At 42.6% G+C, this 15,403-nt stretch carries 12 protein-coding genes; 11 read left to right on the top strand and 1 reads right to left on the bottom strand.

Annotated elements, in window-relative coordinates:
• The first annotated feature begins 330 nt into the window (after positions 1-330).
• From ACNAZ4_RS14795 to ACNAZ4_RS14745, 11 genes are all read left to right on the top strand, one after another.
• Positions 331-1,338 (top strand): LacI family DNA-binding transcriptional regulator, encoded by a 1,008-nt coding sequence (locus ACNAZ4_RS14795; RefSeq protein WP_415815467.1) that lies wholly within the window; start codon positions 331-333, stop codon positions 1,336-1,338.
• A 71-nt stretch (positions 1,339-1,409) separates the two neighbouring features.
• Positions 1,410-2,642: an ABC transporter substrate-binding protein gene (locus ACNAZ4_RS14790; RefSeq protein ID WP_415815465.1), complete on the top strand. Its 1,233-nt coding sequence runs from the start codon at positions 1,410-1,412 to the stop codon at positions 2,640-2,642.
• 59 nt (positions 2,643-2,701) lie between these two features.
• Complete coding sequence (locus tag ACNAZ4_RS14785) at positions 2,702-3,565, top strand: carbohydrate ABC transporter permease (protein ID WP_415815463.1); 864 nt, start codon at positions 2,702-2,704, stop codon at positions 3,563-3,565.
• Positions 3,565-4,386 (top strand): carbohydrate ABC transporter permease, encoded by an 822-nt coding sequence (locus ACNAZ4_RS14780; protein ID WP_415815461.1) that lies wholly within the window; start codon positions 3,565-3,567, stop codon positions 4,384-4,386. The genes ACNAZ4_RS14785 and ACNAZ4_RS14780 overlap by 1 nt, the downstream gene beginning before the upstream one ends.
• Before the next feature lie 45 nt (positions 4,387-4,431).
• A complete protein-coding gene (locus tag ACNAZ4_RS14775; RefSeq protein WP_415815459.1) occupies positions 4,432-6,117 on the top strand; it encodes a glycoside hydrolase family 13 protein in 1,686 nt (561 codons plus the stop codon).
• Positions 6,118-6,164: 47 nt separating this feature from the next.
• Complete coding sequence (locus tag ACNAZ4_RS14770; RefSeq protein WP_415815457.1) at positions 6,165-7,796, top strand: alpha,alpha-phosphotrehalase; 1,632 nt, start codon at positions 6,165-6,167, stop codon at positions 7,794-7,796.
• A 282-nt stretch (positions 7,797-8,078) separates the two neighbouring features.
• Positions 8,079-9,164: a D-xylose ABC transporter substrate-binding protein gene (xylF, locus tag ACNAZ4_RS14765; RefSeq protein ID WP_415815455.1), complete on the top strand. Its 1,086-nt coding sequence runs from the start codon at positions 8,079-8,081 to the stop codon at positions 9,162-9,164.
• A gap of 139 nt (positions 9,165-9,303) precedes the next feature.
• Positions 9,304-10,842, top strand: coding sequence for a xylose ABC transporter ATP-binding protein (locus tag ACNAZ4_RS14760; RefSeq protein ID WP_415815453.1), 1,539 nt, complete (start codon positions 9,304-9,306; stop codon positions 10,840-10,842).
• Positions 10,820-11,983, top strand: a complete 1,164-nt coding sequence (locus ACNAZ4_RS14755; RefSeq protein ID WP_462937935.1) for a sugar ABC transporter permease — start codon at positions 10,820-10,822, stop codon at positions 11,981-11,983. Before ACNAZ4_RS14760 ends, ACNAZ4_RS14755 begins: the two co-directional genes overlap by 23 nt.
• A gap of 42 nt (positions 11,984-12,025) precedes the next feature.
• Complete coding sequence (locus tag ACNAZ4_RS14750) at positions 12,026-13,015, top strand: Gfo/Idh/MocA family protein (RefSeq protein ID WP_415815451.1); 990 nt, start codon at positions 12,026-12,028, stop codon at positions 13,013-13,015.
• 60 nt (positions 13,016-13,075) lie between these two features.
• Positions 13,076-14,059, top strand: coding sequence for a glycoside hydrolase family 43 protein (locus tag ACNAZ4_RS14745; RefSeq protein WP_415815449.1), 984 nt, complete (start codon positions 13,076-13,078; stop codon positions 14,057-14,059).
• 53 nt (positions 14,060-14,112) lie between these two features.
• On the opposite strand, the gene ACNAZ4_RS14740 is transcribed toward ACNAZ4_RS14745, so the two are convergent.
• Positions 14,113-15,267 (bottom strand): ROK family protein, encoded by a 1,155-nt coding sequence (locus ACNAZ4_RS14740; protein WP_415815447.1) that lies wholly within the window; start codon positions 15,265-15,267, stop codon positions 14,113-14,115.
• Positions 15,268-15,403 lie beyond the last annotated feature (136 nt).

Raw genomic sequence — 15,403 nt, 5'->3', positions numbered from 1 at the left:
GCCTTTATAATCTTAATTTTATCTTGGAGTGGAAAGGCCCTTTTTGACATAATAAAAACTCCCCATTAAGTAAACAGATTTTATTTTTAATCTGTCTACCTAAAGGGGAGCATATCACTATATCCTTTGCTTTTTTTTATATGCAAGTAAGCATGCAGGGAAATGGCTAATGTTAGATTAAAGACGGGCAACTAATATCCCCCGATTAAAATAAATACCAAATTCAATATTTATTTTAATAACTATTGAAAGGGCTTGCATAACATGCTATTATCTTTACGTAAACGTTTTCGTTTTTTTTATTAATCTTTGGTTCAAAGCAGGTGGGATATGTCTTATACGATTAAAGACGTTGCCAAGAAGGCCAATGTCTCGATAGCAACAGTTTCAAGGATTCTGAATGGCCAGGCTGGTTACTCGGAAAAGACCAAACTAAAAGTATTGAAGGTCATTGAAGAGCTTGGATACTCGCCCAATGCTGTAGCCAGAGGATTAATCAATAAAAGAACCCATACGATCGGCGTCCTTTTTCCAAAGCTGTCCAGCTCGCTGGTGACAGACTTGCTGGATGGAATCGAGAAGGCGGCGAATGAAAACGGCTCCAGTGTCATTGTTTGCCATACTGAATCAAATGGCGAAAAAACAATGAACTATCTTCAGCTGTTGATCGAAAAAAGGGTTGATGGAATCATTTTTGCGAGTGAAATACTGAAGGATGAATATTATCAGTATGTCATGAAATCAAAAATGCCCATCGTTCTCCTATCGACAGAATCTTATGCATTCCCGGTTCCTTATGTTAAGGTCAATGACTTTCATGCTGCCTATGCAGCTGCGAAGTATTTAATTGATAAAGGACATACTGATATCGGTATGATCAGCGGGAATAAAGAAGATATCGTTGCCGGGAAACCGAGGATCGATGGTTTTCAAAAGGCTTTGGCAGACCATGGGATTGCTTGCGGTGAGAGAAATATCGTCAATAGCAAGGGCTTTGGCTTCCATGATGGGCTTGAAGGTTTAAGGAAAATGAAAGAACAATTTCCTGAGGTCACAGCGATTTTTGCGGCCAGTGATGAAATTGCCATTGGTGTTTTATCTGCGGCATACCAGCTGGGAATAAAAGTCCCGGAAGAACTGTCCGTGATAGGTTTCGATAATCTGAACCTTGCTGAAATGACGATCCCGCCGCTTACAACAATCGGCCAGCCGCTGGTTAAAATGGGAGAAGCATCAGCACAAATGTTATTCAAAATATTAGAATCAGGTGAAATTCCGGAAAGTCGGATTATGCCTCATAAAGTAGTTGAAAGATTAAGTGTAAAAGAGAGAGCTTAATGACTCTCTTTTTCTCAGGAGATTTAAGTAAACGTTTACGTTAATAGCGTGAAAACTTAGGAGGAATAGACATGTTCAAGAAAATGACAGCAGGTATAATGGCAGTAGCAATGGGAGCTTCCTTATTGGCAGGCTGCTCTTCAGACAAAGCAGATGATGGAAAAGTAACATTAGAACTGTTTTCCAATAAATCCGAAAGCATTCAGACTTATAAGGGATTAATTAAAGAATTCGAAAAGCAAAATCCGGATATCAAGATCAAACTGGATGCTCCGCCTGAAGCGGAAACAGTCCTGAAGACACGCCTTACTAAAAATGATCTTCCGGATATTATGTCCATCGCAGGGAATGCAACTTACGGTGAATTAGGGCGTGCGGGAGTATTGGAAGATTTCTCTGGTTCAGAACTGGAAAAGTCAGTCCAGCCATCTTATATTGATATGATTAACCGTCTTGTCGGCCCAGAAGAAAAAGGCACATTAGGTCTGCCATATGCAACGAACGCAAATGCTGTTATATATAACAAGGCGAAGTTTGAAGAACATGGACTAACAGTTCCGACTACCTGGGACGAGTTCATCGCAAGCCTTGATAAAGTGAAGGCGGCGGGAGACACACCGATTTACTTTACATTGAAGGACGCATGGACTGGCATGATTGCCTGGAACTCACTTGGTGCTAATGTCGCAGGCGAAGATTTCGCTGAAAAGAAGAATGCAGGAGAAACTTCATTTGTAAAAAGCTATGATGAAGTCGCTGATAAGATGGCAACATTGGTGAAATACGGACACAAGGATAATATGGGTGTAGCCTACGGTGATGGTAACAATGCTTTTGCCAACGGAAAGTCTGTATTCTATCTTCAAGGTAACTGGGCAATTCCAGAAATCCTTAAAGCAAATCCTGACATGGAATTGGGCGTATTCCCAATGCCTGTCACAAACGACCCGGCAAAAAATAAATTGGTATCAGGTGTGGACGTACTCCTTACTGTTAGCAAAGATACAAAGCATAAAGGAGAAGCAATGAAATTTGTAGAATTCATGATGAATCAGGAAACGGCTAAAAAGTATATTGACGAGCAAAAGGCCTTCTCTGCAATCGAAGGTGTTTACCAGGAAAACCCTGTATTTGAAGGAATCAAAGGCAACTTTGAAACTGGTGCGATCACTAGCTTCCCGGATCACTATTATCCAGCAGGAATGGGAGCTGAAAACCTGGTACAAGAATTCTTGATCAAGAAAGACAAGGAGAAATTCTTGAAAAAAATGGACAGCGAGTGGGAAAAAGTTCAAAATCGCTAATCCGCAAACAAGCCAGGGTGTCCTTTGATCCCTGGCTTTCCTAAAAAGGAGTTGTCATCATGAAAAAGAAAAATAATGTTTTCCTGGTCATTGCCATACCTGCCTTCATCCTTTTTTTCATTTTTCATAGCTATCCTGCATTGCAGGGGATTTTTTACAGCTTCACAGATTGGAAGGGTTATGGGGACTGGAACTTTGTAGGATTAAAAAATTACTTGAATGTATTCAAGGACGGACGTGCTGGTGATGCATACCTGTTCACATTTAAATTCGCGATTGTTTCTACCATTCTGGTAAATATCATAAGCCTTGCCGTTGCGATTGGGCTTAACTCGAAAATTAAATTCCATAAAACACTTCGGGCAATCTACTTCTTGCCTTATATTCTTAGCATATTGATTGTTGGTTTTATTTTTAACTTCATTTTTGCCCATGTTCTGCCTAGAGTCGGCGATGCCATGGGCTGGGAATTCCTTAGCATGAATATCCTTGGTAACCCTGATCTTGCCTGGATTGGGATTGTCATTGTCGCGGTATGGCAGGCTGTATCCTTTAATACGATTCTTTACCTTGCTGGACTGGTGACGATTTCCGAGGATTTATATGAAGCTGCGAGCATTGACGGAGCTGGTGTTTGGACGAAGTTCTGGAGGATCACTTTCCCGCTAATCGCGCCGTTCTTTACGATTAATATGGTTCTATCTCTTAAGAACTTCTTGATGGTGTTCGACCAGATCGTTGCATTGACAGGCGGCGGACCAGGTAAATCAACGGAATCGATTTCCTTGCTGATATACCGCGGAGGTTTTGAAGGCGGGCAGTTTGCCTATCAATCTGCCAATGCCGTCATTTACTTTATCGTCATCATCATCTTCTCTGTTGTTCAATTAAAATTCTTAAATAAAAGAGAGGTGGAAAACTGATGAATCGCAAAAAGCATAGCTGGCTCATTACCACTCTCTTGATTTTAGGTTCATTATTGATTCTATTTCCACTATATTTAACGGTTACGATCGCCTTTAAAACTCCGCCTGAAATGGCCGGCAATTTATTGGCGCTGCCGAAAACATGGTCTTTTGATAACTTTGCCAATGCGATTGAAATGACAAATTTCTTTAGCGCCTTTAAAAACAGTGCGTTTGTGACGGTTTTTGTGGTCATCTTTACGGTAATGACCAATTCACTTGTTTCTTACGCGATTGCAAGGAACATGCATAAGAAGTTTTATAAGTTTTTATACTTCTATTTTTTAAGTGCGATGTTCATACCTTTTCCGATTATCATGCTGCCGCTCGTAAAACAGACAAGCGCATGGGGAATGGATAATCTGGTAGGTCTGATCATCCTGTATATCGTGTTCAATCTATCTTTCAACGTATTCATTTACATTGGATATATCAAGTCCATCCCTGTGGAACTGGAAGAGGCGGCGATCATGGATGGAGCAAGTACCTGGGGTGTTTTCTGGAAGGTCATCTTCCCGCTGCTTGCGCCAATGAACGCTACAGTCGCAATCATCACGAGTCTTGGAGCATGGAATGACTTCATGCTGCCGCTCGTCTTGCTGAGTGACAGGGATATGGCGACATTGCCACTTGTTCAGTATATTTTCCAGTCGCAATTCAGCACGGATTATAATCTGGCATTTGCCTCATATTTGATGGCTCTAGCACCGATGATTATCGTGTACATTTTTGCCCAGAAATGGATCATTAGCGGTGTAATGAAAGGTTCGATAAAATAGCTTTAGCAATAAAATAGATTTTTAAATGGATCGGAGTGTATTGATGTGAACAAGACCTGGTGGAAAGAAAGTGTTATTTATCAAATTTATCCGAGGAGCTTTAATGATTCAAATGGAGACGGAGTAGGTGACATCAACGGAATTACGGAAAAGATTCCTTATTTGAGCGAGCTTGGCGTTGATGTTATCTGGCTATCTCCAGTTTATCAATCACCCAATGATGATAATGGCTATGATATTTCCGATTATCGGAATATCATGGACGAGTTTGGCACCATGCAGGACTTTGATAATATGCTGGCAGAAGCTCACCGTCATGGAATCAAAATCATGATGGACCTGGTGGTCAACCATTCAAGCGATGAGCACGCATGGTTCCAGGAATCCCGGAAGTCAAAAGACAATCCTTACAGAGACTATTATATCTGGAAAAAGCCGGAGAATGGCGAGCCGCCGACGAATTGGGGCGCTGCTTTTGGCGGGAGTGTCTGGGAATACGATGAAGAGACAGGCGAGTACTATCTCCACCTTTTCAGCAAAAAGCAGCCGGACCTTAACTGGGAAAATCCTGTCTTGAGGAATGAAGTATATGAGATGATGCGTTTTTGGCTGGATAAAGGCATTGACGGATTCAGGATGGATGTCATCAACTTCATCTCAAAAGATACAAGCTATCCTCAGGGAGAAGTCCGGGAAGGGCATAAATATGGGCATGGAAGCAAGTATTATATGAATGGCCCGAAAATCCATGATTTTCTCCAGGAAATGAACAAAGAAGCACTAAGTAGCTATGACACGATAACAGTTGGTGAGATGCCAGGTGTTACGGTTGAGGAAGGCAAGCTATACACAGGTACCGATCGCAAGGAATTGAATATGGTGTTCCATTTTGAACATGTTGGCCTTGGCGATGGCCAATTCGGCAAATGGGATCCGCGTGAATGGAAGCTGACACAGCTGAAGGAAATCTTCACTAAATGGCAGAAGGGACTGGAAAAGGACGGCTGGAACAGTCTTTACTGGAGCAACCATGACCAGCCGCGGGCTATTTCACGCTGGGGCAATGATTCTGATAAATACAGGGTTTTATCTGGCAAGATGATTGCCACCTGCCTCCATATGATGCAAGGTACGCCATATATTTATCAGGGCGAAGAGATCGGCATGACGAATGTGAAATTCGATGATATCAATGATTACCGGGATATCGAAACATTGAATGCTTATCGTGATTTAACTCCGGATTCATTGACACATGAAGAAATTTTCAAGGGAATCCATGAGCGCGGCCGTGATAATGCAAGGACTCCTGTTCAGTGGGACAGCAGCGCCAATGCCGGCTTTACAACTGGGACACCATGGATCAATGTGAATCCTAATTACGAGACGATCAATGCCCAAGCAGTTTTAAAAGATGAGGAATCTATTTTCTATTACTATAAGAAGCTCATCGAACTAAGAAAGCAAAACGAAGTAGTCGTATACGGCACATATGATGCAGTAATGGAAGAGGATGAGCAGATATTTGCTTATACCCGGACACTTGGGGATGATCAATTATTGGTGATCTGTAATTTCAGCGACCAGAATCCTGTCTTCACGCTTCCTGAAAGTGTACGTTACTCATCAAAGGAATTGCTGATCTCAAATCTTGAAGTTGACGAAAATGATTCCATCGATGAATTGACGCTTCAGCCTTATGAAGCAAGGGTGTATCGATTAACAAAATAATGAAGGGACCTATTATGGGCCCTTTTTCATGGAACTGAGGTGCTGGCATGAAGAAAAGATGGTGGAAAGAGGCTGTTGTTTACCAGGTTTACTGGCGGAGCTTTTATGATTCCGATGGTGACGGATATGGTGATTTGAAGGGAGTAATCGAAAAGCTCGATTACATTAAAAGCCTTGGGATCGACGTGATCTGGCTGAATCCTTTCTATGAATCTCCAGACCGTGATAATGGCTACGATATCTCTGATTATTATCGTGTAATGGAGAAGGCTGGAGACATGGCTGTTTTTCAGGAATTGGTCCGGGAAATCCATAACGTGGGCATGAAGGTGATCATGGATTTAGTCGTAAACCATACATCTGATCAGCATCCATGGTTTCTTGAATCCCGCTCCTCTAAAGATAACCCGAAGAGGGACTGGTATATTTGGGAGGATCCAAAGGAAGGCAAGGAGCCGAATAACTGGCGTTCCTATTTTGCACCCTCATGCTGGGAGCTTGATCCTGCAACAGGGCAATATTATTATCACTCTTTCGCGGTGGAGCAGCCGGACCTTAACTGGAAAAATCCTGACCTCCGGAACGAAATCTACAAAATGATGAGGTTCTGGCTCGATAGAGGAATTGATGGTTTCCGTATGGATGTGATCAATCTTCTTGCTAAAAGAGAGGATTTTTCAGACGCCGAAAATCCATATGATATCAGTTACCTTGCCAACAACCCAGGAATTCATGATTACCTGCAGGAAATGAATCGCGAGGTACTCCAACATTATGATGCCATGACAGTAGGCGAAATTCCTTTTGTTACGCCAGCAGAGGGGCTTCTCTATGTCGATGAAGACCGAAACGAGCTGAATACCTTATTCCATTTTCAGGTGGCCGACGAAATGCCAACATGGGATATGAGCCGTTTTAAGAGAATCCAATCAAGCTGGTACGATGGCTTAAAGGGAAAAGGCTGGAACTCTCAATTCCTGAACAATCATGACCATACAAGGCAAGTGACTCGTTATGGAAATGACGGGCAATACCGTGAGCAGTCTGCCAAGCTGCTGGCGACAATGGTTCATACACTGCCTGGAACTCCTTATATTTATCAGGGCGAAGAAATCGGGATGACCGGAGCCAGGTTTGACTCGATCGAGGAATATAACGATATTGCCATGAGAAACAAATATCATGAAGAAGTAGCAAAAGGACGTGATCCTAAGGAGGTTTTTGAAAGCCTGCTGCTACTGAGCCGGGATAATTCCAGAACACCGATGCATTGGAATGATGCTCCACAGGCTGGCTTTACAAACGGCGAGCCATGGATCAAAGTCAATCCGAACTATAAACACATCAATGTGGAGGCCGCATTAAAAGACCAGGACTCCGTCTATTATTACTACAAAAAGTTGATCAGCCTGAGAAAAGAAAATGAGGTTGTGGTATACGGAGATTATCAGGATCTATTGCCTGATGATCAAAATCTGTACGTTTACACACGTTCATACAACGGAACAACATGGCTAATTGTCCTGAACCATTCAGATGAACAGCAAACCTTTACTTTCCCTGGAGAACTGCAGCAAAAGGGAAAACAGCTGATTATCAGCAATTACAAACCAGGGACAGGTAATGGGGAAAACCTGCTTGATCCGCATGAGGCGAGGGTTTATCAGATAGAGGATTAGGGATTTCTTTTTGTTTTTTATCAACCAAGTAAACTAGTAGGTAAAAGGAGAGTACACGACACACTCTCCTTTTTGCTATCTTGGAACTCCAAGACATCATTCCATATTTAATCCCCCTTTAGAAAATTTAGCAAAAATGAGCTGGAATTAAATGTTATAAACGCACAATCACTTCTCCAACTTAGAGTAAAATAAACTTAGTTTATCTTATAGACAAACTAAGATTCCGTTGTTAAAATGAAATTAATTAAACAATTAAAAAATAAGAGGGGGAAATGGTTCATGAAAAAATGTAAGGGTTTTCTATCGGGTCTACTTGTCTTTCTTTTAGTGCTTGTTGTTTCTGGCTGCGGACAGGATGCTGGCGGCAAAGTGGCCAGCAGTGACGCCAAAGATGAGGGGAATGGCAAGTTGAGAATCGGTCTATCGGTTTCTGACTTAACCTTGGAGCGCTGGCAGCATGACAGGGATTTCTTTGTTGATAAAGCAGAGGAATTAGGTGCAGATGTATTGGTTCAATCGGCAAATGGTGATGAGGCGAAACAAGTTTCACAGATTCAGAACATGATTTCTCAAGACATCGATGCACTGGTCATTATCGCAATCAACTCTGATGCTCTTACAACGGTAGTGGACCAGGCGAAGGCTGAAGGGATACCAGTACTTGCTTATGACCGCTTGGTAAATGGTACTGATATTGATGCTTATGTTTCCTTTGATAATGTAAGAGTTGGAGAAATGCAGGCTGAATATTTAGTAGAAAAAGTGCCAACAGGAAAGTACTTCTTGATGGGCGGTTCCCCGACTGACAATAACGCAAAAATGTTCAGAGAGGGCCAAATGAATATCATTCAGCCGCTTGTTGATAAAGGCGATATTGAAGTTGTTGGTGATCAGTGGGCAAAAGGCTGGGACGCTAACGAAGCGCTTAAGATCATGGAGAATGCTTTGACTGCCAATAAAAATGATATTGATGTAGTGGTTGCCTCGAATGATAGTACGGCTGGCGGAGCAATCCAGGCACTAGAGGCTCAGGGCCTTGCAGGTAAGGTTGCCATTTCGGGCCAGGATGCTGACTTGGCAGGTGTTCAGCGTATTGCTGAAGGGCTTCAAACTATGACAGTCTATAAACCTATTAAAGTGATTGCCGAGAAAAGTGCTGAGGTTGCCGTACAACTGGCTAAGGGGGAAAAACCTGAAGCTGATTCAACAGTGAATAATGGAAAACTGGATGTGCCTTTCATCAAGCTTGATCCAATCAAGGTAGGAAAAGAAAACATTGTTGATACAGTCATCAAGGATGGATTCCACTCTTATGATGATGTTTATAAAAATGTTCCTGAAGGTGAGCGTCCAGCACGCCCTTAATAAAAGGAATCAAGATTAATTAACGCTCCTGGCAAATCAAATGATAGGCAGTCAGTCTGGCTTTAAATTTGTATGCCAGGAGTTTTTCTTTTGGAAGTATATCAAATAAGACATTTAAGCTTAAGGTGGTGAATCAGGAATGAAACCGTATGCACTCGAAATGAAGGGGATTACGAAGGAGTTTCCTGGTGTTAAAGCTTTGGACAATGTTACTTTTTCAGTCCGTAAAGGTGAAATACATGCACTTTGTGGAGAAAACGGGGCTGGCAAGTCAACCTTGATGAAAGTTTTAAGTGGGGTCTACCCATATGGTACATATGAGGGACAGATTTTAATAAATGGCCAGGAAGTTCAGTTTAAATCGATCAAAGAATCACAGGATGCCGGTGTAGCAATCATCTATCAAGAGCTGGCACTAGTTGAGGAAATGTCTGTGGCCGAGAATTTATTTTTAAGTCACGACTATATGAGAGCGAAAATCATCAATTGGAACAGGATTTATTCGGAAGCGCAAAAGTGGCTGGACCAAATTGGTTTGGATATTGATCCGCAGACCAGAGTGGGAGATTTGACAGTCGGAAAGCAGCAGTTGATTGAAATAGCAAAGGCTCTAACGAAAAAGACCGATATATTGATTCTTGATGAGCCGACTGCAGCATTGACTGAAAGTGATGTAGAAATCTTGATGAAGCTGCTCAATGATCTTCGGGCTAAAGGCGTTACTTGTATCTATATATCCCACAAGCTGGGCGAAGTAATGGCACTGGCGGATTCAGTCACGATTTTAAGAGATGGTCAGACAGTCAGCACTGATCCAATTCATGAGCTATCAGAGGATAAAATCGTAACAAAGATGGTGGGCCGTGAGTTGAAGGAGCTGTTTCCATATGAAGCGCACCCTATCAGCAGTGAAAAGATCCTTGATGTTCAAAATTACTCAGCGTTCGATGAAAGCGGAAAAGCGGTTATTGATAATGTGTCTTTTTCCGTGAAGAAAGGCGAAATATTAGGGATTGCGGGGTTAATGGGCGCAGGAAGATCGGAATTATTCATCAGTCTTTTTGGCGGCCTGAAAGGAAAGAAGCAGGGCACTGTTTCTATTGATAATAAGGTAATGAATATAAAAAAGCCTGCAGATGCCATAAAAGCAGGACTTGCCTACGTATCTGAGGACCGAAAGCGATATGGCCTCGTGCTTGGAATGGACATAGCCAAGAATACAACATTGACTGCTTTAAACAAGGTCATGAAACTGAAGGTGATTGACCAGGCTCTTGAAGTGAAAAGTGCTTCTGAAATCAACAATAGGATGAAGCTGAAAGCTCCAAACCTGGAAACGAAGGTGGGGCAATTAAGTGGAGGGAACCAGCAGAAAGTCGTTTTAAGTAAATGGATCCTGAATGAACCTAAGGTATTGATCCTGGATGAGCCGACGAGAGGGATTGACGTTGGGGCGAAGTATGAAATTTACAAGATCATCAATGAGCTTGTCCAGCAAGGAGTAGGGATTGTCATGATTTCTTCCGAGCTGCCGGAAGTCCTGGGGATGTCAGACAGGATTCTGGTCATGTCAGAAGGGACCATTACAGGAGAACTCTCAAGAGACGAAGCGACACAGGAAAAAATCATGACATTCGCAACAGGAGGGAAGAAACGTGAATCAATTGCAAACAGTTGAGAATTCAGCAAAGGTGAATAGGGGACTCAGCTTTAAGTTTGACATGCAGGCATACACTCTTATCATTGCATTGGTTTTGATAGCGATTATTTTTGGCTTTTTTACAGGCGGAGAGTTCTTATCTTCGCGCAATATATCAAACTTATTTACGCAAATGTCCGTGATTGCGGTTCTTGCAATTGGGATGACTTTAATTATTGTCGCCGGCCATATTGATTTATCTGTCGGTTCATTAGTCGGTTTGACAGGCGGCATCGCTGCAATTTTGCAGGTATGGTATGACTGGAACACTTTGATGGCCGTGCTTGCTGCAGTCGTAGTCGGAGCCGTCTTTGGATTATGGCAGGGATGGTGGGTCGCTTACCGGGCCGTACCAGCCTTCATCGTTACCCTTGGCGGAATGTTGATCTTCCGCGGGATTTTGATTGGCCTCAGCAAAGGGCAGACTGTTGCCCCGATGAATGCCAGCTTTAAAGAAATCGGGAATAGCTATTTCCCTTACATTCCGGGGTACATTCTTGCAGTCATCAGCATTGTCTTGTTATTCTTTTGGACTGCCAGAAACCGAAAAAAGAGAGAAAGCATGGGTCTGATTCTGCCGTCTGCTAAACTGGATTATGGCAAAATTTCCGCCTATTCATTCTTCATCCTATTGATTACTTATATGTTAAACCGCTATCTGGGAATCCCGCTTCCTATTTTGATTGTAGTTGTATTGGCCGGAATCTTTATTTTTCTCTCCAATAAAACAGCATTTGGAAGATATGTATATGCGATTGGCGGCAATCAGGAAGCTGCTGCGCTTTCCGGCATTAATATTAAAAAGAATACACTGTGGGTTTTCATCTCCATGGGGGCCCTTGCCGGGGTTTCAGGTGTTTTATTGACAAGCAGATTGAACGCCGCAACCGTAAGCGCAGGTAATATGTATGAGCTCGATGCGATTGCAGCCTGTGTCATCGGCGGAACAAGCTTGATTGGCGGCAAAGGAAAAATTGTTGGTGCGCTGATCGGTGCATTGATCATGGCAAGTATTGATAATGGAATGAGCATGATGAACATCGAGACCTTCTGGCAGTATATTGTGAAAGGCTTGATATTGATTGTCGCGGTTTGGATTGATATTTCAAGCAAGAAATAGTCAGTCCATTCTTAAGGACGTATAATTAAGGAGGAATGTTTCATGCGGAAAATTAAATGGGGAATCCTCAGTACCGCTAACATAGCGCAGACGCAAGTCATTCCTGCCATTCAAAGATCTGCAATTGCAGAGGTTGAAGCGATTGCCAGTTCGAATGGCAAAGCTGAAGCGGCAGCTGCGGAACTGAATATTCCAAGAGCATATGAAACGTATGAAGAACTGCTGCAAGACCCGAATATTGATGCTGTCTATATTCCGCTGCCTAACAGCCTTCACCGGAAATGGGTTCTCGAGGCGGCCAGGTATGGTAAGCATGTTCTTTGTGAAAAGCCGGCAGCTCTAACTGCAGAGGAAATAATCGAGATGGACAGGTATTGCAAGGAACAGAATGTATTATTCATGGAAGCCTTTATGTATCAATTCCATCCTCAGCATGAGCGTGTGAAGGAAATCATCGCCTCTGGAGAGATTGGGGAAGTAAAGCTGATGCGAAGCAGTTTCTCCTTTTACATGGAGGACCGTGAGACAAACATCCGCATGGATCGAAGTCTGGGCGGGGGCAGTATTTATGATGTTGGCTGTTATTGCATCCATGCGATGCGGACGATTTTAGAGGCTGAGCCTGCGAATATCCATGTACATGGTAAGCTTGACTCCAATACTGGCGTAAATGTTTCAGCTGTTGTCTACTTGGAATTCGATCAAGGTATTCAAGGTGTTTTTGATTGCAGCTTCGAAGCATCATTCAGAAATGAATATGAGGTAGTCGGAACTAAGGGAAGAGTCCTGGTACCTAATGCTTTCCGACCGGATGTCAGTAACGGTGTTGGTTCGATAAGGGTTGAATCTGATCGCCAGCAAAGAACCGAGCAGGTTGAAGGCGACATTTATTTAGCTGAAGTAGATCATTTTTCAGAAGCGATTCTTGAAAACAAACCTTTGATTTATCCAGCAGAAAAGACGATCGCAAATATGCGTGTCATTGATGCCTGCTATTCCTCTTTTGAGAAGAATGAAGAGGTTACAGTATAAAAATACGATAATAACTAGGGGCATGTGTGTCCCATCAATATGAACATGGAGGTTATCAGTGTGAAAAATTCCAAGCAGAATGAACCTTTAGTTACGCATATTTTTACGGCAGATCCTTCCGCACATGTTTTTGAAGGGAAGCTTTATATTTATCCTTCGCATGATCTTGATCATGATGAGCCTTCAAATGATAATGGTGATCAGTATAAGATGGAGGATTATCATGTCCTTTCCATGGAAGATGCCGATGCTCCATGTATTGACCATGGGGAAGCGCTTCATTTGAGGGACATCCCGTGGGCAAGCAAGCAACTGTGGGCTCCTGATGCTGCTTATAAAAACAATACATATTATTTATTTTTCCCGGCGCGAGATCAAGAGGGAATCTTCAGGATCGGCGTGGCGACAAGCCAGAATCCTGCGGGGCCTTTCAAGCCTGAGCCGAATTATATTCCTGGCAGCTTCAGCATTGACCCAGCAGTATTAGTGGATGAAGATGATAAAGCGTATGTCTATTTTGGCGGCCTCTGGGGAGGTCAGCTTGAGAAATGGCAGACAGGTACGTTCATTCCTGATGCTGAAGGCCCAGCACCGACGGCACCTGCTTTAGGTCCAATCGTTGCTGAATTAACCGATGATATGCTGAACTTCAAAGGGGAACCAAAGGAGATCTCCATTGTCGATGAAGATGGCAACCCGATTCTAGCAGGTGATGAGGACCGCAGATATTTTGAAGGTCCATGGGTCCATAAGTACAATGGACTTTACTACCTTTCTTATTCTACAGGCACCACTCATAAAATTGTTTATGCTGTCAGCGAGAATCCACAGGGGCCATTTGTGTTCAAAGGCACGATTCTTACACCTGTCAGCGGCTGGACAACCCACCATTCGATTGTTGAGTTCAAGGATAAATGGTATTTATTCTACCATGATTGCTCAATGTCCGGCGGCGTGAACCATAAACGTTCGGTGAAGTTCACGGAACTAAAATATAACGAAGATGGCACGATCCAAACGATTAATCCTTATGGTGATCGTTAAAATTCAACAGAGAAAAACCCGATTCAGTGGCTGAATCGGGTTTTGTTTATGATTTATGCTTCTTCTGTCTTAATAAAATTGTCTACGACAAAAGCGGATACTCCCAGAGCAGTTGAATATTTTCCAAGCTTTGAAAACTCCAGGTGCGTCTCTTTTTGGTGGAACGCAAGTGTATGGTTCTCGATCGTTGTAAGGATAGGCTGCTCAATCCATTCCCTCACCATGGCTAAACGGTTCCCGATGATCACCTGGTCAGGATTGAAGGTATTAATGATGTTATTGATTCCGAAGCCTAAGTATTGGCCAATCTTTTCAAAAAGGTCGATTGCTGATTTCTCGCCGTTTTGAGCAAGCTCAATCAAGGATTCCAGTGAATCAATATTTTCTCCGGCCATTTCCAGCAGGGCGTTTTCAGAGGCATAAGCTTCCCAGCATCCTCTGCTGCCACAGTTACAGTGTTTCCCGTTCAATTCAATAATCATGTGGCCCATTTCACCTGAAAATCCACTTTTCCCCTGGTAGAGCTCATTGTTTAAAATAATACCGACACCGATTCCAATTCCTGCACTGACATAAAGGATATTTTCATAATCCTGACCTGCGCCAAACTGCTGCTCGCCAACAGCTCCGGCATTTGCTTCATTTTCAATGATGATTGGGACATTGAACATCTTTTCCAGGTCCTCTTTCAGTTGAATGTTCGTCCACCCTAAATTGGGAGCAAGCAGGACGGATCCTTCTTTATTAACGATTCCCGGGACACCCACACCAATACCGACAATCCCGTATCTGCTTTCAGGCATATTTTCCATAAGGGATTGAATCATCGTTTGAACGTTATTCATAATGGCAGAATAAGAAGTCCGAGTTAAGTTCTGGCTTTTTTCAACGATGATCTGTCCTTTTAAATCAGTTAAAACCGCTAAGATATAATTGACGCCAATGTCGATGCCAATCGCATATCCAGCCTTTTTATTGAAATGGAGGATGACTGGCCTCCTGCCGCCGCTTGATACCCCAGGGCCAGATTCATAAATAAGATCTTCTTCTAATAATTCATTGACTAAAGAAGAAACAGTCGTCTTATTCAATCCTGTTACACCGGCGATATCTGCCCGGGAAATCGTCTCTTTTTCAATGATCAAACTCAGGACAAGTGCTTTATTGTTTTTCTTTACAACATGCTGATTCCACGTCAAAGTTCCCACTTTTTTAACCCCTTATACGATAATATCTTTATTTTAACACAAACTTAGTTGTTCAAACATACAAACTTTCGATCATTCATTAAATAACTTTTCACACTAGCATGGACAATAAGATAGGTGTGTAGTGATGATGATG

This window comes from Mesobacillus thioparans, from assembly GCF_965138835.1.
Lineage (GTDB): Bacteria > Bacillota > Bacilli > Bacillales > Cytobacillaceae > Mesobacillus > Mesobacillus thioparans.
The sequence above is the reverse complement of the archived record's forward strand: the minus strand, read 5'-3'. Positions and strand labels throughout refer to the sequence as shown.

Coding starts and splice junctions, on each gene's coding strand:
- ACNAZ4_RS14795 (WP_415815467.1), top strand. CDS start 331: ATGTCTTATACGATTAAAGACGTTGCCAAGAAGGCCAATGTCTCGATA.
- ACNAZ4_RS14790 (WP_415815465.1), top strand. CDS start 1,410: ATGTTCAAGAAAATGACAGCAGGTATAATGGCAGTAGCAATGGGAGCT.
- ACNAZ4_RS14785 (WP_415815463.1), top strand. CDS start 2,702: ATGAAAAAGAAAAATAATGTTTTCCTGGTCATTGCCATACCTGCCTTC.
- ACNAZ4_RS14780 (WP_415815461.1), top strand. CDS start 3,565: ATGAATCGCAAAAAGCATAGCTGGCTCATTACCACTCTCTTGATTTTA.
- ACNAZ4_RS14770 (WP_415815457.1), top strand. CDS start 6,165: ATGAAGAAAAGATGGTGGAAAGAGGCTGTTGTTTACCAGGTTTACTGG.
- xylF (WP_415815455.1), top strand. CDS start 8,079: ATGAAAAAATGTAAGGGTTTTCTATCGGGTCTACTTGTCTTTCTTTTA.
- ACNAZ4_RS14760 (WP_415815453.1), top strand. CDS start 9,304: ATGAAACCGTATGCACTCGAAATGAAGGGGATTACGAAGGAGTTTCCT.
- ACNAZ4_RS14750 (WP_415815451.1), top strand. CDS start 12,026: ATGCGGAAAATTAAATGGGGAATCCTCAGTACCGCTAACATAGCGCAG.